At 37.6% G+C, this 21,910-nt stretch carries 16 protein-coding genes; 2 read left to right on the forward strand and 14 right to left on the reverse strand.

Features of this window, described 5'->3' with window-relative positions:
* Positions 1–17: 17 nt before the first annotated feature.
* The 6 genes from NV377_RS07745 to NV377_RS07770 all read right to left on the reverse strand — a co-directional run bounded on the left by NV377_RS07745 (position 18) and on the right by NV377_RS07770 (position 7,940).
* Complete coding sequence (locus NV377_RS07745) at positions 18–920, reverse strand: carbohydrate ABC transporter permease (protein WP_258200626.1); 903 nt, start codon at positions 918–920, stop codon at positions 18–20.
* A 93-nt stretch (positions 921–1,013) separates the two neighbouring features.
* The gene (locus NV377_RS07750) at positions 1,014–2,474 is read right to left on the reverse strand and encodes an ABC transporter substrate-binding protein (protein ID WP_258200627.1); all 1,461 of its coding nucleotides are present in this window, start codon (positions 2,472–2,474) and stop codon (positions 1,014–1,016) included.
* 62 nt (positions 2,475–2,536) lie between these two features.
* On the reverse strand, positions 2,537–3,442 hold the full coding sequence (gene murQ, locus NV377_RS07755) for an N-acetylmuramic acid 6-phosphate etherase (protein WP_258200628.1): 906 nt from the start codon (positions 3,440–3,442) through the stop codon (positions 2,537–2,539).
* Positions 3,443–4,096: 654 nt separating this feature from the next.
* Positions 4,097–4,960: a MurR/RpiR family transcriptional regulator gene (locus NV377_RS07760; protein WP_258200629.1), complete on the reverse strand. Its 864-nt coding sequence runs from the start codon at positions 4,958–4,960 to the stop codon at positions 4,097–4,099.
* Between the two features lie 210 nt (positions 4,961–5,170).
* Entirely contained in the window at positions 5,171–6,532 is a 1,362-nt protein-coding gene (locus NV377_RS07765) for a (Fe-S)-binding protein (RefSeq protein ID WP_258200630.1), read from the reverse strand.
* Complete coding sequence (locus NV377_RS07770) at positions 6,525–7,940, reverse strand: FAD-binding oxidoreductase (protein ID WP_258200631.1); 1,416 nt, start codon at positions 7,938–7,940, stop codon at positions 6,525–6,527. Before NV377_RS07770 ends, NV377_RS07765 begins: the two co-directional genes overlap by 8 nt.
* 112 nt (positions 7,941–8,052) lie before the next feature.
* Here NV377_RS07770 and NV377_RS07775 point away from each other — a divergent pair, with 112 nt between their 5' ends.
* Complete coding sequence (locus NV377_RS07775) at positions 8,053–8,775, forward strand: FadR/GntR family transcriptional regulator (RefSeq protein ID WP_258200632.1); 723 nt, start codon at positions 8,053–8,055, stop codon at positions 8,773–8,775.
* A 72-nt stretch (positions 8,776–8,847) separates the two neighbouring features.
* Here NV377_RS07775 and NV377_RS07780 read toward each other — a convergent pair whose 3' ends face one another.
* From NV377_RS07780 to NV377_RS07805, 6 genes are all read right to left on the reverse strand, one after another.
* A complete protein-coding gene (locus NV377_RS07780) occupies positions 8,848–10,605 on the reverse strand; it encodes a cache domain-containing sensor histidine kinase (RefSeq protein WP_258200633.1) in 1,758 nt (585 codons plus the stop codon).
* A complete protein-coding gene (locus NV377_RS07785) occupies positions 10,599–12,149 on the reverse strand; it encodes a response regulator (RefSeq protein WP_258200634.1) in 1,551 nt (516 codons plus the stop codon). Before NV377_RS07785 ends, NV377_RS07780 begins: the two co-directional genes overlap by 7 nt.
* 65 nt (positions 12,150–12,214) lie before the next feature.
* The gene (locus tag NV377_RS07790) at positions 12,215–13,885 is read right to left on the reverse strand and encodes an extracellular solute-binding protein (RefSeq protein WP_258200635.1); all 1,671 of its coding nucleotides are present in this window, start codon (positions 13,883–13,885) and stop codon (positions 12,215–12,217) included.
* 81 nt (positions 13,886–13,966) lie between these two features.
* Positions 13,967–14,869 (reverse strand): carbohydrate ABC transporter permease, encoded by a 903-nt coding sequence (locus tag NV377_RS07795; RefSeq protein ID WP_258200636.1) that lies wholly within the window; start codon positions 14,867–14,869, stop codon positions 13,967–13,969.
* Positions 14,870–14,914: 45 nt separating this feature from the next.
* On the reverse strand, positions 14,915–15,874 hold the full coding sequence (locus NV377_RS07800) for an ABC transporter permease (protein WP_258200637.1): 960 nt from the start codon (positions 15,872–15,874) through the stop codon (positions 14,915–14,917).
* A 265-nt stretch (positions 15,875–16,139) separates the two neighbouring features.
* Positions 16,140–18,266 (reverse strand): glycoside hydrolase family 3 protein, encoded by a 2,127-nt coding sequence (locus NV377_RS07805; protein WP_258200638.1) that lies wholly within the window; start codon positions 18,264–18,266, stop codon positions 16,140–16,142.
* 271 nt (positions 18,267–18,537) lie between these two features.
* Between NV377_RS07805 and NV377_RS07810 the strand changes: the two genes are divergently transcribed.
* Positions 18,538–19,461 carry a helix-turn-helix domain-containing protein gene (locus NV377_RS07810; protein ID WP_258200639.1) on the forward strand — a complete coding sequence of 308 codons (924 nt, stop codon included), beginning with the start codon at positions 18,538–18,540 and terminating at the stop codon, positions 19,459–19,461.
* Positions 19,462–19,654: 193 nt separating this feature from the next.
* Here NV377_RS07810 and NV377_RS07815 read toward each other — a convergent pair whose 3' ends face one another.
* Together NV377_RS07815 and NV377_RS07820 are read right to left on the reverse strand one after the other, a co-directional pair.
* Positions 19,655–20,941 carry an NCS2 family permease gene (locus NV377_RS07815; RefSeq protein WP_258200640.1) on the reverse strand — a complete coding sequence of 429 codons (1,287 nt, stop codon included), beginning with the start codon at positions 20,939–20,941 and terminating at the stop codon, positions 19,655–19,657.
* A 14-nt stretch (positions 20,942–20,955) separates the two neighbouring features.
* The gene (locus tag NV377_RS07820; RefSeq protein WP_258200641.1) at positions 20,956–21,909 is read right to left on the reverse strand and encodes an ABC transporter permease; all 954 of its coding nucleotides are present in this window, start codon (positions 21,907–21,909) and stop codon (positions 20,956–20,958) included.
* Position 21,910 lies beyond the last annotated feature (1 nt).

Consider the following 21,910-nt stretch of genomic DNA (forward strand, 5'->3'; position numbering starts at 1 on the left):
CTATTTCGCCCCTTTTCCTAGTATTCGATGTCTTTGCCTAAGAACTTAAATTGAATGAATGAAACTATTGCAATAATCACTGCAAGTATTAAAGATTGTGCTGCTGCCTCACCAAATTCAAAATATGTGAACGCATTGTTAAAAATCAACAATCCTACCATTGTCGTTGCATGATCTGGTCCACCGCCTGTCATTAGATAAGCGTTTTGGAATACTTGGAAAGACCCAATCATACCAGTAACGAGTAAGAAAAGCGTTGTTGGCTTAAGGAAAGGAATGACGATAAACCATAGTTTTTGCAAGAAAGATGCACCGTCAATTTCAGCTGCTTCATAATAGCTGTTGTCAATACCAAGTAGTGCAGCCAGATAAATAATAATTGCTGTACCGTGACTAGATAACCACGACATTAAGACAAGTGAAAACATTGCTGTTGCACTGGAACCAAGCCAATTTTGATTCTCAAAACCAAAAAACATAACAATTTGATTGGCAATACCCGATTTCAAAGGATCAAAAATCCAAAGCCATACTACTGCTAGTGCTACACCAGATGCTACTGCCGGTAAATAATAAATCGCTTTAAACACAGTCTGTATTCTTTTCTTAAATGGCAGAATTAAAATTGCGACTAAGAATGACAAAAAGATATTAAATGGAACAGTTAATAACGTATAAACCCCTGTATTTTTGAGAGCCTTCCAAAAAAGACCATCAGAGAATGACTCTTTGAAATTTTCTAAACCCACATAGGTGGACCCTAATGGTCTGTAATCTTGTAAGCTAATGATGAAAGCGTTGATGACTGGATATGCAGTAAACAAAGCAAATGCAATAAGTGCTACTGCGATAAATGCATATCCCCATCCTGAATCACTTTCGACTTTTAATTTCTTTTTTCTAGTTAATGTTTGACTCATTAGGACGCACCTCTCTTCTTAGAACAATCATACTTCTTCATATCTATAATGAGAGCTGTACGTACTTTGACGTACAGCTCTTATTATTAAAAATTAGTCTACAACAACGCCATCTTCACCGAAGGATTTGATTGCAGCTAATTTAACTGCATCATACATTTCTTGTGGTGTAATCTCGTTTGCTAGTAACGCTTGTAACTTCGGAACGATAACCTCAGTTTCGATTTTGATAGCTTCTGCAGCAAGATCAGTAGGAATATCTGTACGAGCAGCGACTGCTTTAGACATCATAATTTCATCTGCTTTAATGTTTTCTTCGCTACGAGGATATTCTTCTAGAACTTTAGAATTTCTTGCTGATTCAGTAATTGGAGACAAGAACAATTCATTGCTATAGTTTGCAGCTACCGAACCAGAAGATAAGTAGTACATAGCTAAAGCGATATTTTTAATGTGCTCTTCAGTCGGTTCTTTTTTACCACGTAATGCGATGTAACCATCAACAACAGTAGTAGGAATGTAGCTAGCACCATTAAATGTTGGTACTGGAAGTGGAACGTATTCTGCCTCGATAGATTCCGCTACTGCAGAACCATCATTCGCTTTAATCTTTTCATTATTTAAGCGTGCAGAGTTTTCAAAACTTGCTAGGCCTTTACCAGTAATCATCGTTTGACCTGTTAAGAACATATTCCAACGTTTACCGGCATCAATAGAGCTTAGCTCTTTTGGCATAGAACCATCATCAATCAATAAACGAAGTGATTCTAGAAGACCCAGGAAGTTTTTACTTGTGTAAGAGAACTTAAGATTTTCATCAAAATATTCAGGAATACCTGCAGATTTAGCCATAATGCTCAAATAGTCTTTAGAAGTTACTCCAGCTGTTGCAAACACGAAACCGTAACGAGAAGTTTCACCTTTAGCATCTTTCACTACTCCAGCTTTAATAGCTTCGCGGAATTCATCATATGTCCAGCCATTTTGTTGAACAGCTTTCCAATCAATATTTGCTTCCTCTAGGAACTGCTTGTTACCACCAATAGAGTGAACAGCCATGTAAGCAGGCAAACCGTACTGTGCATCACCTAATTGGAAGTATTTCATAGGCACTTCATCATAATCTGCTTTCATCTCATCAGTTAAAACGTTGTTAATATCTAACAACATACCAAGAGCAGCATATTTAGATGTAGCAGTTGAACCAACCCAAGCAATATCTGGTGGAGAACCGGCATTAACTTGAGTGTCTAATTTTTGCGTCATATCTTCCCAGCTTGCTGGTTCGATTTTTAATGTAAGATGTGGATATAATGCATTGAATTCTTTTTCCATGTCAGCAAAGCGTGCTTGATAGTTAGCTGATGCTGGTGGTAATAACGCAGTAATCGTATCCTTAGCTGGTGCTGCTTCAGAAGTAGGACTAGTTGTGTTACCCGAATTTGTAGCAGGAGCATTGTTTCCATTGTTCCCGTTGCCGCTACAAGCTGCCAATAATGATACAAGCATTGTTACTGCCAAAAATAGAGTTAAAACACGCGATCTCTTTTTCATAGATAGTAGCCTCCTCAATTTTGAATTGCATCAATACAGCCTTACTACTCACTTCACTTACACTACGCTAATGATGTAATTGCTTGCTTCAAGCGTCCTTCATTTTCATTGAGCGCTTTTTCTGCTTCAAATGCATCTAACCCCGTCTTAATCATCATTATTGCTAACTTACAATTCATAGATGCCTTTTCAAGTGCTTCTGTGGCGGTTGATGAATCTACATCAGTTGCACTCATAATGATACGAACAGAGCGATCTACAAGCTTAATGTTGCTAGCCTTCAGGTCAACCATTAGGTTATTATAAGTTTTTCCTAATTTGACCATCGTACATGTGGTTAGCATATTAAGGACTAGCTTCTGAGCGGTACCAGCTTTCAATCGAGTTGAGCCACTAATTACTTCCGCTCCAACAACGGGCGAGATGCAAACATCGACAATCGGTTCAAACTTGGAATCCTTATTGTTACAAACTCCGATCGTTGCTGCCCCAAGTTCCTTCGCCCTCGTCAACGCGGCAATTACAAAGTTCGCACTGCCACTCGCCGAGATGCCGATTACTGCATCCTTTTCCGTTATCCCAATACTTTCGATTAAAGCAATACCCTCTTCAGCATCGTCTTCGCACCCTTCAACTGCTTTTCGCAGAGCAATATCACCGCCTGCGATATACCCTTGAACCAAGATTGGGTCAGTACCAAAGGTCGGAGGACATTCGGAGGCATCTAGAACACCTAATCTCCCCGAAGTGCCTGCTCCTATGTAAAACATTCTGCCATCATTAGATAATCTATGATGTAGAATATCTACCGCCTTTGCAATGTACGGAATTTCTTTGGCTACAGCTGCGGGCACCAGAGCATCTTGTTGATTCATTAGCTGTACCATTTGCTCCGTTGTACACTCATCAATTATGAATGTTTCTGGATTAACCGCTTCTGTTGTCAATCCCGCAAGGTAGTCATTCATAGTCATCCTCCTCATGCTAGTTAAATGTGACATATTAATTACGAGGGATGTTAGTTTTATTCACATACCTTATAAACACATAGTAATACATCATTTTTATCTCGTCAATAGTTTTTGAAATAAAATTTCATGTTGCATTAATATTCTGATGTTTTATTTCAATCCTTTCAAAAGTTATTATACATAATTTGTGAAGCGCTTACAATAGGTTTTCTAAATTATTTAAAAAACCGTTTTCACTGTTGCAAATACTCAGTAATTTGCTTCTGTTAAACCTGCATAATTATTATTTTTGTGCATATATATATTCTCTTTAAATGACGATATCTTTGTCAGTAATCTATCAATTGGCTCACTTTATTGGAAAAAAGCATTTGAATACCCAACATTTCCCTCACTTTTTTTTATGCATTACTTCTACTTTTTCAATTTACTTTTCTATAAACTTTTACATAATCGCTGTCAAGTTAAACGTTTTCAAATTAGAGATAACCTAACATCACAATCTATATATAACTGTACCAATAAGATGATCACGATTGCTATCCAATTAATTCCACAATACTAAAATGACTGCAAAAAAGAGGATCCCCCCAAAGTTAGTAAAAAACTACGCTTGGGGTATCCTCTTTTCATCACACCTAAAGTATTCTTTTAATATCTAAGTTTATTCGTTAATATATTATGTGTTTTCGTTAGATACTTTTTAACATGCTCGTATTCTGCACTAGCAACTCCAGCAAACAATATATCAATAATTGTAAGCATTGCAATACGTGAGCCCATAGCTCCACTTCGTATCGTAATTTCAGGCGTAGAAATACTTAGTACAATATCTGCTCGTTCAGCGAGTACACTTTTATTATATTTAGTAATAGCAATACACTTTGCTTTGTTTTTAAGAGCAATCTCTAGTGCATCAATAATTTCAATCGTTGCACCTGAATTGGAGATGAAAATAGCTACATCATCCTTCTCAAGTAGCGTTGCTGCAGTAAGCTGGCTGTGACTATCTGTATAGGCATGGCACATTTTATTAATACGCGTAAATTTCTGTTCTCCATCCATGCAAATTAATCCTGAGGCACCAGCGCCAAAAAATACGATCCGCTTACTATGACATAATAAGTCTACAGCTCGTGCAATTTCTTTGCGGTCAATAACACTAAGGGTATCTTCAATAGACTTGCAATTATTCAAAGAGATGTTTGAAATAATTGTCGATAGATCATCACCCGGCTGAATATCTGTATATTGAGCTTTTGGATCCTCATCACGAGAGCCTAAAGATGCCGATATGCTCACAATAAAATTACGATATCCACTATATCCCATTGTTTTACAAAATCTGAGGACAGATGCATCGCTTGTTTTACTACCTTGAGCTAGCTCCTTAATCGAGAGGTGAGGAATATCCTCTGTATTCTCCAAAATATAGTCTCCAACCATTCTTTCTACAGGCGTAAGACTATCTCTCATCTCACGAATTTTAATTAGTATATTGTCATTTAGACTCATAATCTACCTACTCTAGTTTTTATTGACCTCAAAAGGTAGTTCAAAAAGCAGAATTTGATAACGATGGTTGTCTAACGTAGGTTACTCGACATCGAATATGAAGCCTTACGAAATCCTGCTTTTTGAACTTTCATTTATAGTCATATCATAATCAAAATCTATTGCCTATTTCAACTAAAAAAACATATAACATAATTTGTAATTTCTTTACTATTCCGAGAATATCATTCGTTCATGTAAAAAGTCAACAATATGCATCGCGGTCATCGGTTGCTCTGGCTTGTGTTTTTCAATACCAAGCTTCATCTGTAACAAACAGCCAGGATTACTCGTTAACATATAGCTGGCTGCCGTTTGGTTAGCATACTCCATTTTATGTTCCAAAATAGTTCCTGCCATTTCAGGCTGTACAACATTATAAACTCCTGCAGAGCCACAACAACTATCTGATTCAACCATTTCTATAAATTCAGCATTCGCTATCCCCTTCATCAGCTTACGAGGAGCACTAGCCCCCTTCATTACATTACGCAAATGACATGAATCCTGATAGGTCACTTTCACCTTCTGTTGATCACTACTTGCTATCTTCTGATCGAATTTAGGGATGCGTCCCTTTTCAACGACCAATGTGCTTACATCAATAACACGAGAAGCAAACCATGCGGCATCCTCGCTATACTTCTTATCATCCTTCATTAGATGATCATATTCAACTAGTATTGCGCCGCATCCACCTGCATTGGATACAATATAATCGACATTAAGCGATTTAAACGTGTCAATATTAACTGCAGCCAGTTCTCTAGCATCATTCATTTCACCACTATGCGCATGAAGTGCACCACAGCATACTTGACTCTGTGGAATGTGTACATCAAAGCCAGCAGCAGATAACAGCTCTACTGTGTTTACATTCGTATCAGCAAACATTACATCCATAATACAGCCGCGGAACATTGCAACCTTAGCGATTGCTTCACCTTTGGCAGGGTAAAATACACCTAGCCGTTCAACTACGCCTTTTGCGCTAGCTGGTGGTAAAACCCCTTCCATCTCTGCTAGATGATCTGGAAATAGGTTCATCATCCCAGTTGTTTGAGCAACCTTTTGCAGCCCAGACTTTTGATAGAATGCAAGGGAGCCACCTAGCAGTTTCATTGCTCCTCGTTTCGGGAATAACGCTTTGAACAAGGTTTTACGCATAACTTTCACAGGCAATGAATGTTTTGCATGCTCTTCTATCGCTTCCTTCGTTTGCTCAATTAATTGACCGTACTTAACATCAGCAGGACATGCCGGTTCACATGCTCGGCAGCCTAAGCATAAGTTCATCTGATCCTGAAACTGCTGATCCGGTACCATCAGTCCATCAACTGCTGCCTTCATCAGTGCAATTCTCCCACGTGGTGACGCTGGCTCCATACCTGTTTCCTTGAACGTCGGACAAGCTGGTAAGCAGAATCCACAGCGCATACAATTGGTAAGCTGATCATAATCAAGTTTTTCTAACAGTGTGCGTGCTAGTGGGTTTGTATGCTCGATATTAGGTTTACCTAGTGTACTAACCATGTTGTATCACCACTCTCTTCTTTGTTTCCTTTGCAAAAACTTTACCAGGATTCAATATACCTAGCGGATCGAATGCCACTTTAATTCCTTTCATCACTTCGACCGCTGCAGATCCAACTTTCCACTCCAAATAAGGCGCCTTTACAACACCGACACCATGTTCACCTGTAATAGTTCCACCTAATTCAATCGCAGCTTCAAAGATTTCAGCAAATGCTTCTTCAACACGATGCACTTCTTCATGATCTCTAGCATCTGTCGTTGCAGTAGGATGCAGATTCCCATCCCCCGCATGTCCAAACGTCGCAATATTCACATTATGTTTTTGTGCAATAGCATTTGTGCGAAGGATCATGTCGGCAATTTTGGACCGCGGTACAGTAGCATCCTCTAGTATAGTTGTCGGACGCAAGCGGGCAAGTGCTGTAAATGCGCTGCGCCTTGCAGTTAGTAGCTTCTCAGCTTCCTCGCGAGTAGCAGCAATTTCAATACGATCTGCCTGCTCTTCTTTGCATATAGTAAAGATTTTATCAATATCACGCTCAACCATTTCTGGCTCGCCGTCTTGTTCAATAATTAGTATCGCTGCCATATCTAGAGGCAATCCGATTTTAGCGAAATCATCTACGACACGAATCGTCGTATTATCCAATATTTCTAGTGTTGCTGGAATAATTTGTCCCTTAATAATGCTAGAAACGGTGCGAGCGGCACCATAAATATCTTTATACATGGCAATCATCGTTTTTTTTGTTTTGGGCTGAGGAATGAGCTTTAGAATAGCCTCAGTAATAACAGCTAATGTACCTTCGGAGCCAACAAGTAACTTCGTCAGATCATAACCGGCAACATCTTTTGTCAATTTCCCACCTGTATGAATAACCGAGCCATTAGGTAGTACAGCCGTTAAACCTAGTACATAATCCTTCGTCGTACCATATTTTAGTCCTCGCAATCCACCAGAGCACTCGGCAATATTACCGCCGATTGTTGAAATTTTCATACTGCTAGGGTCTGGTGGATAGAAGAGCCCCAACCCTTCTACATGGGCAATAAACTTTCCGGTAATGGCACCTGGCTGAACGGTAGCTGTTAGGTTTTCCATATCCACTTCAAGGATTTTGTTCATACGATGCATAACCATAACGATTCCTCCCTGCAGAGGAGTAGTGCCACCGCAAAGATTAGATCCTGAACCTCTCGTAATAATAGGTATAAGAGAAGCGCTTGCAATTTTCATAATTTCACATACATGCTCTGTCGTTTCTGGATAGATCACTCCATCAGGTAACGCTTGTAGCATTGGCGTTCCATCATAGGAATGAGCAACCAACGCCTCTTGATCCGTTCTAAAATACTTTTCTCCGACAATTTCTCGTAATTGCTTGGATATAGCTTCATTCAACATTGAATAATCCCCCCAATCAAAAAGTAGACAGGTCATCTGATGACTTTGTGTTGATTATAGCTTAATTACGTTGTACAGTATAGTCAATACAATATTTTTTTGGAGGAAAGTTATGCAACCGATAAAGGTAGAAACAGAAAAAGGACATGAAATTGTTCAACGTGTCATCCTTTCACAGATAGAGGATGGCAGTTTGCAACCCGGTCACAAATTACCGTCTGTTGTAGACTTAAGCACCTCCTTCGGAGTAGGTCGCTCGACGATACGAGAAGCGATTAGTGCACTAAAGGCAATGGGATGGATAGATGTTAAACATGGTGGCGGCACATTTGTAAGCAAGGTGCTTCCTACAATACAAAACAGTTCGCGAGATCCTTTCGAGGAAGCTGAAAATATAAAAGAAATTTTAGAAGTTCGTATTTGGCTTGAAAGTGGCTCAGCATCGTTAGCAGCGGAGCATCGTAATGATGCTGATGTAGCTCGACTACAACATATTATATCGTTGATGCAACAGGCCGTAGAACTTGACGATACCCAAATGAGTGAACAAGCAGATATTGATTTTCATCTAGCAATTGCTGCTGCTTCACACAACGAACTGCTCAATACATTAATGAGTTCACTAACGAGCAAGCTTACAGAAACAATGGGAAAGACAAGACAACTTTGGTTTTTCGAGGATAAATCTTCTAATACATTACTGCTGAATGAGCATCGGGCTATTAGTGATGCAATCATTGCTCAAGATCATCTACTAGCTAGTAAACTTATGCAGGCTCATTTGCAAAAGGTCGAAAAAGTGTTGAAGAATAATGGAAGAATTACAAAATCATGATTCTAATCTGCTAATTATAAAAAGCCCGTAGGCTTTGTAACCACACCTGCTTGCATGAGCGGTTATATATGCTTACGGGCTGCTTTTCCATTTTTCTTGATATAACGGTATCGTGATTTTTACTGCCGTCCCAATTCCATAGCGACTCCAAATAGTTACTCCATAAGGCTGTCCGAAGTGGAGCTTAATTCGTTCATGCACATTATGAATGCCATAGCCACGCTGTGTATTATGTTCATCATTAATTTGTAATAATCTCTCCCGCTTCATTCCAATACCATTGTCAATAATTTTGAATACGATATGATTTTCCTCTTGATAAGCAAGCACTCGAATATGAAGGGCTGCCCGGAATAGAGCATGCTCAAATATATTTTCCAGAAACGGCTGCACTATTAGTTTAATTGTATCGTATCCATATATGGATGGATCAATATCATATGAAATCGTAAATTGATCGCCAAATTTGATGCTCTGAATATCAAGATAAGCCTGTGCCTGCTCAATTTCCTTCGTAATAGGAATGATCATTTTCCCTTGATTTAAGGTTAAGCGATAAAACTTTGCAAGACCTCGAATAACTTGATCCTGCTTTTCCCACTGCTTAAACTTTCCTAAGCGACTAATTGATGATAATGTATTGTACAAAAAATGAGGATTAATTTGTGCTTGTAAAGATTCTAGCTCTGCTTCCTTCTTAGCTAAATTAGCCACGTATACTTCTTGAATTAATTGATTCATATCACTGGTCATTTCGTTAAAGGCTTCGGCAATATCACTGAATTCATCATGACCAGAATAATTAATTCTCTTATCTAGACGATCCTCTCTAAATTGACGAAGCGAAGAAATTATTTTAAATACTCGTTTAGAGAAATAATGTGAAATAACTGCACTTAATATAATAACGACAATGATAGCAATAAGACCAACACCAACCGTTACCCACTTAACTGCGATAATTCCTTCCTCAAAGTCTTTCTTGGGGATAAGTGCTATAATCCGCCAATTCAGAGAATCTAACGACTCTTCAATAATCATATGCGAATCCTTCCAAGCAGCAGCTTCATAGGCTGTTATATCCAATTTCCCTTCTTGTGAGCTGGTATATATAACTTGTTGTTGCTGATTTACGATCAATATTGTACTGCTTGTCGTTAGCTTCTCATAATTAACACTGCTGAATACATCACTTAGCTTTGCCGTTACTCGAATAGCACCAATGTTTGTCAGCATACGATGATTAAACAATTTACGAAAAACTGAAATCTGATCATTCTGATGATCATCCTGGAATTGTCCCCACAATAATCGATCATCTATAAATTTGGAATTACTCATATATGGTTGCTTCCACCACTCCTGACCAGTAATACGACTATAGTGATATATCTCATATTCACTAAGCCGATTAAGCAGATCAATAACGTCTCGATTCATTTGATAAACCTCAGGAAAGTCTCTATTTGATACATATAAGCGCATTAATGCTCGATAAGGTATAAGATTAGCTGAGTTTTGCAGCTTCGGAATAAGATAGTCAGTCGTAAGCTGGTACACCTCATAGCCACTTGGCTGCTCTAGATATTGCTGAAACATATAATCATAATAAAACTGATCTGTAACACGGGAAAAGTTATTCGTTTGATATTCTATATTTTCCTTCATTTGCAGTAGTGTTCCTTGCATTGTCGAGCGTGTTTGTTCTTTTACTGCAGTGATCGATTTAACATAAGAAACATAGCCAATAATGCCGACGGGTACAATAATTAAAACGATATAGGAAATAAGCAGCTTCATACCAAATGGGATGTACTTTATCTTTAACATTGCTTCCTGTAATCACCTGCTGTCAAGCCTGTGAATTCCTTAAACTGTTTACTGAAGTATGTTAAATCCTTGTAGCCAATCATATGAGCTACCTCATAAATTTTCACCTTAGGATCTCTTAATAGCTGCTTAGCCTTTTCCATTCGCACACTCGTCACATATTCATTAAATCCTTCTCCAAGCTCCGCACGAAATAGCTGCCCCAAATAGTTAGGAGAAAAGGAGAAGTGTTGCGCGACTTCCTTCAATGAAATGTTTTCAAAAATTTTGAGCATGACATGAGCTTGTATTTCTTGTACTAGCTTCATATTTTTACGCATTTTTTTATTATGCAATGTCTCGGAAATTTCGAATATTTTTTTTCTGAACCAGCTGTTAATATCCTCTATCGTCTCGAATTGCATAATAATAGACCAATGATCCCAATCCATATTTAACATCTCGTGCATATTCTCATTACGTTCAATTAAGTAATGCTCCACCTTATTGACGATATAAAGAGAATAATGATATACCGTAATTTGTTGCTTTAATTGGTGAGCATGTAAAAATATATCGTCCATTACATCAACTATTCCTACTAAATCGTAATTTGAAATCGCTTTAAATAGTTGATGCATCTTATTGTCTAAATTATAGGAAAGCTGTTGGGAGCATTCATCCTTCTCTTCATACCTGAGAACCATACCCTTACCTCGATTAATTTTCATACCGAGTGCCTGATTAGCCTGTTGATAGCTTTCATGTAGCTGCACCAGATTAATAACTGGAGCTCCAACTCCAATCGTAATTGAAAGTTTAAATTTGAGTTGAACCTCATGAATCCAATTCGCAAGCTGATCTACTAGAAGAGTAGGAATGACAAAGGCAAATTTAACTTGTTCCATCTGACAATAATTCTCTATCTTCATTATGCTGCCAATCTCAATTAAATATTGGTACAACTGCTCTGTGAGTATAGTCTTTTCCTCGTCACTATAGCTGCTTAGCTTCCACTTCACATCATCAATTTCAATAATTACTACATGTACCAATGAATCGTATTGCTGCTGTAAGTTCTCAAACATTTGTGGTTCGTTTGCACCCATGAAGCAACGACGGAGCAATTCCTGCTTCACATAGACCATGGAATGCTCCATTGTCTGAACCATATTATATTGCTGCTTCACAGAGGTAAGATTTCTTTCTATTTTACGAAGAACCTCTAGAAGTTCATCATCATCCACAGGCTTAAGCACATAGCTGCTAGCATTCATTGAAATAGCTTTTTTGGCATAATGAAAATCCTCGTAGCCTGTAATGAATACAATTTTAAGATTACACTGTATGACCAATGCTTGCTCGGCTAGATCTAATCCTGACATAATAGGCATTCTAATATCTGAAACTAAAATATCGATATTATGCTGCTCGATATATTCCAACGCCGAGAAGGCATCACGAAAGGTTGCAACAACTTCCATATTAAGCGATGACCATGGAACAAAATGATGTAAGCCTTCAAGATCAAACTGTTCATCATCAACTAGTACCACTTTATACATGCTGTGACCCTCCTTATATTAAATAGAATAGAAGGGGGAATGCATATGCATTCCCCCGATTTCTATTAGTTGGCATTCGTACGCTGAACGTTTTCCTGCCATTTTTCAGTACGGTATTTCAATGCATCGTTATAACCTAGCTGTACCGTTTCCTTTTTCGCTTGCTCAATTAATGCAAGAACATCTGTATCACTCTTAGCGAATAAGATTTTACCTACATACTCAGTAACAATACCTGCTTCACCATCAGCTACTTGCTTCTGGATAATGCCTAGATCAGTATCTGGAGCTGGATCAATATTATTAAATTCAGTTACATTTTTAGATGTTTTCCATGCAACATTTGTTTGAGCCGTTACACCCCAGTTACGTTTATCTTCAGGTAGCGCCAACTCAATTTTAGTTTTTGCAGTATCTACGAAAGTTGCATTTCCTGCCCATACATAAGCTTCAAGCTTTTGTTCATCTTTAACATCATCGGCTGTGTTAAACCATGCATCATTAGGGATTGGACTGCCATCTCCATCAATTTCATCATAGTATAGACCTTGTGGTCCGAAGAACATAATACGTTGTCCCTCTTCACCAGTCATCCAATCCAAATATGCAAAGATGCCTTCTGGATTTTCGGCACTTGTTGTAATAACGTTAACATTCCAACCAAGCGTGTTATATCCGTTAGGATATACTTTATTTTTGTCTACGCCTGCTTTATGAATTGGCCAGATCATTTGATAACCACCGTCTGGATCAATGGATTTCCAAGCATTATGACCTTCACGACCTTCATTTGTTGTGTTCGTACCAATAATAACAGCTACACGACCAGAATTAAGCTTCTCTTGTACTTGATCGTTAGTTTGTGTTAATGCATCTTGAGTCATAAGACCTTCTCGGAATAACTTGTTAGAATAAAGCATTGTTTCTACCCAAGCTTCATTTTCAAGAATAGATTTCAACTCATTACCTTCTGGATAAGCCTTCATCTGTGCATACGTTACAGGAGAATCCTCTGCAAAACCAGCAAACATAGCATCTAGACCAGAAGCTTTTCTACCAACTTCTAAAGGAACAACATTTTTATAATTTGCTTTTACAAGTTTCAAATATTCATATAAATCATCAAATGTTTCTAGTTTAGGTTCACCAAGCTCTTTGTAAATTTTAGTATTAATTACCCAACCACCATTACCGTTTGGTGCAGATGTGTACCAGTTAGGAAACTGATAAAGTTTGCCATCATCAGAACGAAGCATGTTTAATGTTTCTTCCCCAGCAAGACGTTTAAGGTTCGGATATTTATCTAAGTAATCATCAAGTGGTACTAGAACACCTGCACTACGTAAGCGTTCTACTTCTTGACCACGGTCCATCATAATTGCACCTGGAAGCTCTCCAGAAACAATCATCGTGCTTAACTTCTGTTCAGCAGCACCGCCTGATTGAATTGGCGTTACACTTACTTTTAGATTATCCGTTACCCATTTACTGTTCGGATTAACTCCCCAAGGCTCAGTTGTCCACCAGTCATAGTGTACATAGTAAGAGAAATTTACCGGCTCTTCACCTAATTTGAATGAAGATACGACTTCTTCTCCTGGCTCCTTACCAGCAGGAGTGGAAGTTGGTTTGTTCGAGTTAGTAGGCTTGTTAGAACTTTCTGAGCATCCTGCAAGAATAGATGTAAGCAATATCGTTGTTGTTAATAGCAATACCCCTAATTTTTTTCTTTTCATAATAGGGTGAGCTCCCTTCTTTCTTTAATTTTTATTAAAAATTGCCAACTTGTAAAGGTAGCAAATTTTAAGAAGATGTGGTCATCCTTTCAAAGATCCTACTAATACCCCTTTTACGAAGTACTTTTGAACAAAAGGATATACTGCGATGATTGGTAATGTTGCTACAATCATCGTAGCCATTGTAATAGATTTACTTGTTACACTCTTAGATAGACTCATAATATCTCCCGCAGCTGAACTTCCTGATACTGCAGCATTGAGTGCTTCAGACATAGTGTTGGATCTCAAGATTTGTTGTAATAGCGCTTGAATTGGGTACAGCTCTGTTTTATCAATAAAGATAATGACATTAAACCAATCATTCCAATGGAATACAGCTGTGAATAAGCCAAGCGTTGCAAAAACTGGTCCTGATAACGGTAATATAATTCTGAAGAAAATACCGAATGTGTCGCAGCCATCTATTTTGGCTGATTCCTCTAATTCACCAGGAATCTCTCGGAAAAATGTTCGGAATATAATCATATTGAATACACTTACTGCGAACGGAATAACGAGTACCCAAAAGGTATTCATTAGATGCAACTCTCTATTCACTAGGAAAAACGGAATTAACCCTCCATTGAAGTACATCGTAATAACCGCAAAAATCATATAATATTTTTTCCCGATAACTCCTTTAACCGCTAATCCATAAGCAAACATAGAGGTTAAAGCTACCGATAAAAAAGTACCTGCCACTGTACGAAATACAGAGATGAAGAAAGCATCTAGTATACGCTGGTCACGAAATACAACATAGTAGTTATCAAATGTAAATTTTCTTGGCCAGATCGTTATACCACCAAGCGACGTATCTTGACCTACATTGAATGAAATAACTAACGAGTTCCAAAATGGATAAAAGCTAACAAAAGCCAGTATAGTTAAGCTAGTATATATAAAAATGCTAACAATTTTATCTCCTGTGCTCAGTCTCACAGCTAGCGCCTCCCTATCGAAATTCCTGTCATTATGATTAAACTTCTACCACAAACTATTGCCTGAACGTCTTGCAAGAGCATTAGCAAGTGTAAGAAGAGCGACGCTAATTACTGCTTTGAATAATCCAACAGCTGTTGCATAAGAGTATCGTTGACTCATAAGTCCTACCTTGTATGAGTAAGTATCAATTACCTCAGCAACATCTCTTAAAATAGGATGTGAGCCAAGCAGTAATAAATCTTCAAAACCAGCATTGAGCAGGTTACCGATATTCAAAATCATGAAAATTACGATAACTGGCATGATGGAAGGAATCGTAATAAGAAAAATCTGCTTCAATCGACTTGCACCATCAATAGCTGCCGCTTCATATAGATTAGGATTAATTCCAGCAATTGCAGCAATATAAACAATAGAGCTGAATCCTATCTCCTTCCATAGGTTGGTCCCTATGATAATCGTCCAGAAATATTCTGCTTGTGATAGAAAGTTAATTGGCTGATTAATTAAGCCAAGGGATTGAAGGAAAATGTTTAAGCTTCCGTTATCTACAGAAAGAATAGAATTCACAAAGCCAACAACGATAACCCAAGACAAAAAGTGAGGTAAGTAGCTTATCGTTTGAACGATTCGCTTAAAGTACATTTTATTAACCTCATTAAGCATTAACGCCAAAATGATAGGCGCAGGGAAACAAATTAACAGCTTAAGACCACTGATGACTAACGTATTACGAATAACTTTAGTAAATTCTCTGGAATGGAAAAACGCATCAAAGTGCTTTAATCCAACCCACTCACTAGCTAAAAACCCTTTAAAAATGTTGTAATCTTGAAAAGACATCAATACTCCATACATCGGAATATAGTTAAATACAAAAATAAATAGTAGCCCTGGGAATATCATAAGCTGGACCTGCCATTGTCCAAAAAATCTAAGTAGCTTGGAATCTGATTTTCTCTTTTGTACTTGTATTACATTTTTCTCTAGCTGGCTAGACATTGAGCACCTCCACCTTTGTTATCAAGAAATTGATTCATAATACAATTTCCAATCCCATATAAACTTCATAACATTTGAGTTAATTGTAAGTGATCACATCTATCACTCACTACTAGACAAAACTATTAAATATATAAAAAAACAACGTATTACATCCAAAACCCTCTAGTTTTGGATGTAATACGTTGTTAAGTACGAATGAAATTGTGGCATAGCTTGCCCCTACGAGTCACAGAGGAGCGTATATCTGATTGAGCTTGTAAATCTAAATATAAGTTAGTCCGTGACCAAGTGTATAGATATTGCCATCGCTATCCTTGTATGCATAACGTAACCCTTCAGGCATATATTTGTCCTTGTCATAACCAGCTACATCGTTTCTCGATACACAATTCCCATCTTCATCAACTGCGATAACAGCTTCACTTGCTGGCAATGTTAACGGTAATACACCTACTGGTCGGCTATTGCCTGCCATAACCTCAAATTGTGCCTTATAAAATGTATCATATCCAGCGATCAATGCATCTGCCAAAGGTTCTACATTTCCGACAATCCACGGCAACGTAACGTTAACGCTTATAATAGCTTTTCCTCCGCGATTATGAAGGCTTTCTGTAATTTCCTTAAGATGTTCCATACGAAGCAACGTAGTTTCTTGATATGACGAACCATCTAAAGCAGTCTCTGTTTTGTCCTCACATATTTCAAGTTCTAACAGCCCTGGTGTCGCATTAAAGTATGCGCCAGATTGTGGATTCAAGAACAATATAGCAACGTCCGCTTCTTCATAATTATCGGTTAAAGTAAACTGCCCAAATTCTTGACATTCTTTTCTCGCTTTTTCAGTGTAAGAGGTTGCTCGTTCTGCATTTTTGTGGAATACTTCCACATAGACCTTCTTACCTGCCATTTTCTCAGCTGTTAATGGTAATGTCTCATTATGGTTTTTAAGTACCGTTACTGATTTTTTATGTGCTTCATAAGCTGCTTTCCAGCTAGCCGGATTACTAACTGTTGTTGCCGCTCCTTCGGTTGAAACATACGTACGATCATCGAATAAACCTAAAGCAAACATTTCCGTAAGAAGTCGTACATTCGCCTGATCTATACGTTTTTCACTTATCCATCCACTAGTAATAGCTATTTTAAGATTCTCAATATCATTGGTATCAGCAACGATATCTGTACCAGCATTAATTGCTTTAGCAAAACGTTCCGCCTCGCTTAGTTCTTCAACGCCCCAGCTCATCTTACTTGTAATGCCACTATCGCTATTTACGTAACCTTTAAAGCCCATTTTTTCTCTAAGAATATGATTAAGGAAATAATGATTGAATGTAAAACCAACTTCTTCGTACGGAATGTCTTCTCCCTCAAATTGTTGGACCACACTCTTTTTAATACTAGGCATTGAATAATAAGGCATAATCGATGATGTACCATGATCTACAGCTGCTTGGAATGGTGGTAAATGATATTTTTCCAAACTACCTGGAGTAGGATATAAGTTCCATTTTCCTTCTACATAATGAGGATCAAATCCATTTTCACGTGCGCCCCCACCAGGGAAATGTTTTGTTGTCATCGCAATACTATGCTTACCTATGCTCTCCCCTTGGAAAGCATCAATAATACGACCTATGGCATCAGCTATAAACTCTGGATCTTCACCAAATGTACCATACGTCCGTTGCCATCTAGGATCTGTAACAGTATCTGCCATATACATATAACCTTTTCGTATACCAGTAGCATCCCACTCATCATGTGCGATTTGGGCAAATTGACTAATAAGCGATGCATCACCGCCATTTTTAATATCGCCTTTAGCTGCTGCTGCAAGTCCTAAAGTTCCAGGCCATGTTGAGAAAATTCCAGCTGCATCATTCATCCCAAATATGAATTCTGTATTTTCATTTCTAGAATTTGAGGCGATTAAGCAAGGAATACCAAGACGTGTTCCTTCACATACTTCATTCATAGCATTAATCCACTCTGCCATTTGAGCTGGACTCCAATTATCTCGCAAGATGAAGTGTCGTAAATTCATTTTCTCAATCGTATGTGTTGTACCCATTACTTTAGTAATAGCGAAAATACTTTCACCCTTTTCAACAATACCTTCATCTAACACACCATTGTGACTTGTATTACTTTTATCTTTTTGTGAAAGACCCATGCCACGTGTATTAATAAGCATCATACCGACTTTTTCATCTATATTCATTAAGGAGACTAAATTCTCGGCACGTTCTTTTGGACTTAGACGCCAATCTTCATATGGATCTAGCTTCCCATCATTATTCAAATCCTTAAATTGCAATCCATCAACATTAATAATATTTTTAGATCTGACTTCCAAGTGAGGTTGTTCTTTGTTCGATATCATTAAATACGCCTCCTAAACTTGATCTTCCGTTAAACTTTTTCATCCGTAACATCACTATGAGATTAGTTTACTGGTTACTCCTGCTAGCTGTTATACATATGGTTTCCATATAACTTTCTACTATGATAATGAAATATAATTTTAAGCATTGAAAATTCGTATCACTTTCTTAGTTGCTGTATACTGATATCATAACAACAAAAATCCTAAAATAAATGACGCTTATTGCTAAAAATATTGTAAAAGTTGCTGTTTGAGAGGAAATGACCATATGAAGCAATCACTTCTAATCCCCGTAACAAATATTGGATTTGAAATTAACTACTTCATCAAAAAAAATCCTTACTATAATTGGCTTAAGTCAGAAGACATATCATGGGAAGACTTCTCTCAGATAGAGAATTTATTTCGATTACATCGGCATGATGTTATGGAGATTCTTGTATTTTTAGAGGGAGAGTGTGAATTTTTTTGTGAAGGAAAGTCCTATTCGCTCAAGAAGGGTGATGTAGTCGTCATCCCTCCTTATGCTGTTCACCAAGCTACTGTGAAAGATTTCGATAACTATGAGCGAATCATTATTAACATTAGCGAACATTTATTAGATGACTTTATATCTAGTTCACCATCTATGAAAGAGCATATTGTCCAGCACAAGACAACAGGCTCTTATGTATTGCATCTTCATTCCAAAACCTTTCAAAATATTCTTTCTTTACTGGAGCAGCTCAACGATAAAATAGCAATTGAAAAAGACAATTTTTCATTTTCAACAACTTATTTATTTTTTCAATTTATTCAAGTGATCTTTGATCCTGCTAGTAGCAGGCCAAACCTTAATAACAATAATGAACAGGATCAAAGATTTTTATCTATATTGGAATATATTGAGTTACATTTGATAGAACCTGATCTATGTCTAGAAAATGTATCTAAACATTTTCATCTGAATAAATACTATTTCTCTCATTATTTCAAAAAGAATATGAACCTATCCTTTTACCGTTATGTATCATTAAAACGTCTAGCGTATGCAGTTACTATGATTAAACAAAATCAAATATCTATAGAAAAAATCGCCTTAAAATGCGGGTTTCTTGATTACTCTAGTTTCTATAGACTCTTCAAAAAAGAATACAATCTTTCTCCAAAAAAACTTCAACAAGACTATAAAAATGTACATCAACCTAATTAGATTGATGTACTCTTACACATAAACAATAAAATCAAGCCTACTTCGACTGTTGTCAAAGTAGGCCTGATTTCTTCATACAGTGCACTATACATCAATTAACTGCAGTCTCAATACAACTCCAAAAAATAGTGAAGGCCACTTGGGATCAAAATTTATATTGTGGCCTGCCTATTTCCATCAACTTTGAACTTAATTATATTGAACCCAATATAAAATATAGGATAAAGAAAAAAGCAATGAAGTACATCGTCAGAGAAACTTCTTTCCTTCTACCTACAACAATTTTCAGAATAGGATATGCAATGAACCCAAAAGCAATTCCATTAGCGATACTAAAGCTTAACGGCATAATCGCCAGCATCAAATAGGCTGGAAAAGCTTCAGTAAAGTCACTGAAAGGAATTTCCTTAATACTTATGACCATTAGGCAACCTACAATAATCAGTATTGGGGCAACCGCACTATTTGGTATAATTTTGAAAAGGGGAATGAGAAACAATGCCGGAACAAATAAAATTCCTGTTGTAAACGAGGTAAGCCCCGTTTTCCCTCCTGAAGCTATACCTGTCGCTGATTCAGCAGCTGTTGTCATTGGACTGCAACCCAAAAGTCCAGCACTAATTACAGAGATAGAGTTTGCCTGAAATGACTTCCTAAATTTCGATTTATTAGGAAGCATCCCAAGCTGCGCACCCATATTCTGAAATATAATAACCATCGATAATGAAAAAACAGCGGTCCAGAAATTAAGAGTACCTATTCCACTAAAATCGAGTGCAAAAAACAACTCCCCGTATCCCTTAAAGGAAATACTAAAATCATTTAACGCTGAAAAATCAACTATTCCCAAGAGCGCACCAATTCCAGTTCCTGCAATAATGGCGATTAGAAAGCTTCCCTTTACTTGTCGCATGAATAAGAGTAATGCAATAAGAAGAGTTAATATTGTCGTTAGTGCATAGGGGTCACTTAGCTTAGCTAACGTAACAAACGTACCTTCACTGGCAACAATAAGCCCGCCATTTTTCAACCCCAAAAAAGCAATAAAGAGACCAATTCCAGCTGTAATGGCATGAATCATAGACTTCGGGATTGAACGTGATAAATAATCTGCACCTTTTGTTATCGATGTCACCATAAATACCATCCCTGCAATAAAAACGGCTGCAAGTGCTTGCTGCCAAGTTAGCCCCAACGAGAATACTAACGTAAAAACAAAAAATGCGTTATCTCCCATACCTGGCACAAGAATTAAAGGTGAGTTTGCCCAAAGTGCCATTAACATACAACCGATAAATGAACAGATTACTGTAACGATCGTTGCGGCTTCGAAAGGCATGCCGGCTAAGCTTAAAATAGCCCCATTGACAGCAATAATATAGGCTACGGTCATAAATGAGGTCACACCCGCAACAACCTCTGTACGTATCGTTGTTTTTTCTTCTTTAATATGAAATAACTTAAATAAACCATTAAACATATAGCTTCAACCTCTTATCGTTTCCCTACCTCGTACGGTTCTCCTAATGCTTTAGGTGATCGGGCTTTTCCTACTGCCCCAATTAATACCAATAGTGTTAAAAGATACGGTAGCATATAGAAGAATTCATTGGGTATCTTTGCTGCAAATTCAAAGATCTGCAATTGATCCTTTACTGCTTGTGCCAGACCAAAGAACATAGCTGCAAGCATCGCACCTACTGGATTCCATTTTCCGAATATAACGGCTGCAAGAGCAATATATCCTTGTCCAGAAATTGTATTGAAAGCAAAGTTACTATTAGAAGTAAGCACGATAGTTGCTCCTCCGAGCGCAGCAATCGAACCACTAAGAATGACGGCGATATAGCGTGTGCGATTTACTTTGATTCCAACCGTATCAGCAGCACTTGGATGTTCTCCTACTGCACGCAGTCTAAGTCCAGTCGACGTCCTAAATAAAACAAAGTAAAGCAAAATAACTAGCGCAATAGCAATATAAGTGGTTGGATACGCATTAAAGAATACTTTACCTATCAATGGAATATCACTTAAATATGGAATTCTTATTTTATGGAAAACATTAACTAATATAGGTGTTTCGGCTGACCCATTAAAAATCATTTTCACTAGAAAAAATGTTGAGCTTGCTGCAAGAATATTGATGACAACACCACTTACTACCTGATTCGCTTTAAATTTAATAGAAGCAAGAGCATGAATACTCGAAAAGAATATCGTAAACACGAACGCTCCAATTAATCCAAGCCACGGTGAAAAAGCACCTAAACCTGCAGACTCCGCATAATAAGCAGTGATCGCAGAAAAGAATGCCCCCGAAATCATAAACCCTTCAAGTCCAATATTAATAACTCCAGAACGTTCAGATATAAGCCCACCAAGTGCAGCAAAGATAAGCGCTGTAGAAAATACGAGCGTCCCATTAAGTAAATTTCCAATAAGATCCATA

This window comes from Paenibacillus endoradicis (genome assembly GCF_024721975.1).

Bases quoted from the DNA above. Each gene is read 5' to 3' on its own strand.
- NV377_RS07745 (WP_258200626.1), bottom strand. From the start codon at position 920: ATGAGTCAAACATTAACTAGAAAAAAGAAATTAAAAGTCGAAAGTGAT.
- NV377_RS07750 (WP_258200627.1), bottom strand. From the start codon at position 2,474: ATGAAAAAGAGATCGCGTGTTTTAACTCTATTTTTGGCAGTAACAATG.
- murQ (WP_258200628.1), bottom strand. From the start codon at position 3,442: ATGAATGACTACCTTGCGGGATTGACAACAGAAGCGGTTAATCCAGAA.
- NV377_RS07760 (WP_258200629.1), bottom strand. From the start codon at position 4,960: ATGAGTCTAAATGACAATATACTAATTAAAATTCGTGAGATGAGAGAT.
- NV377_RS07765 (WP_258200630.1), bottom strand. From the start codon at position 6,532: ATGGTTAGTACACTAGGTAAACCTAATATCGAGCATACAAACCCACTA.
- NV377_RS07770 (WP_258200631.1), bottom strand. From the start codon at position 7,940: ATGTTGAATGAAGCTATATCCAAGCAATTACGAGAAATTGTCGGAGAA.
- NV377_RS07775 (WP_258200632.1), top strand. From the start codon at position 8,053: ATGCAACCGATAAAGGTAGAAACAGAAAAAGGACATGAAATTGTTCAA.
- NV377_RS07780 (WP_258200633.1), bottom strand. From the start codon at position 10,605: ATGTTAAAGATAAAGTACATCCCATTTGGTATGAAGCTGCTTATTTCC.
- NV377_RS07785 (WP_258200634.1), bottom strand. From the start codon at position 12,149: ATGTATAAAGTGGTACTAGTTGATGATGAACAGTTTGATCTTGAAGGC.
- NV377_RS07790 (WP_258200635.1), bottom strand. From the start codon at position 13,885: ATGAAAAGAAAAAAATTAGGGGTATTGCTATTAACAACAACGATATTG.
- NV377_RS07800 (WP_258200637.1), bottom strand. From the start codon at position 15,874: ATGTCTAGCCAGCTAGAGAAAAATGTAATACAAGTACAAAAGAGAAAA.
- NV377_RS07805 (WP_258200638.1), bottom strand. From the start codon at position 18,266: ATGATATCGAACAAAGAACAACCTCACTTGGAAGTCAGATCTAAAAAT.
- NV377_RS07810 (WP_258200639.1), top strand. From the start codon at position 18,538: ATGAAGCAATCACTTCTAATCCCCGTAACAAATATTGGATTTGAAATT.
- NV377_RS07815 (WP_258200640.1), bottom strand. From the start codon at position 20,941: ATGTTTAATGGTTTATTTAAGTTATTTCATATTAAAGAAGAAAAAACA.
- NV377_RS07820 (WP_258200641.1), bottom strand. From the start codon at position 21,909: ATGGATCTTATTGGAAATTTACTTAATGGGACGCTCGTATTTTCTACA.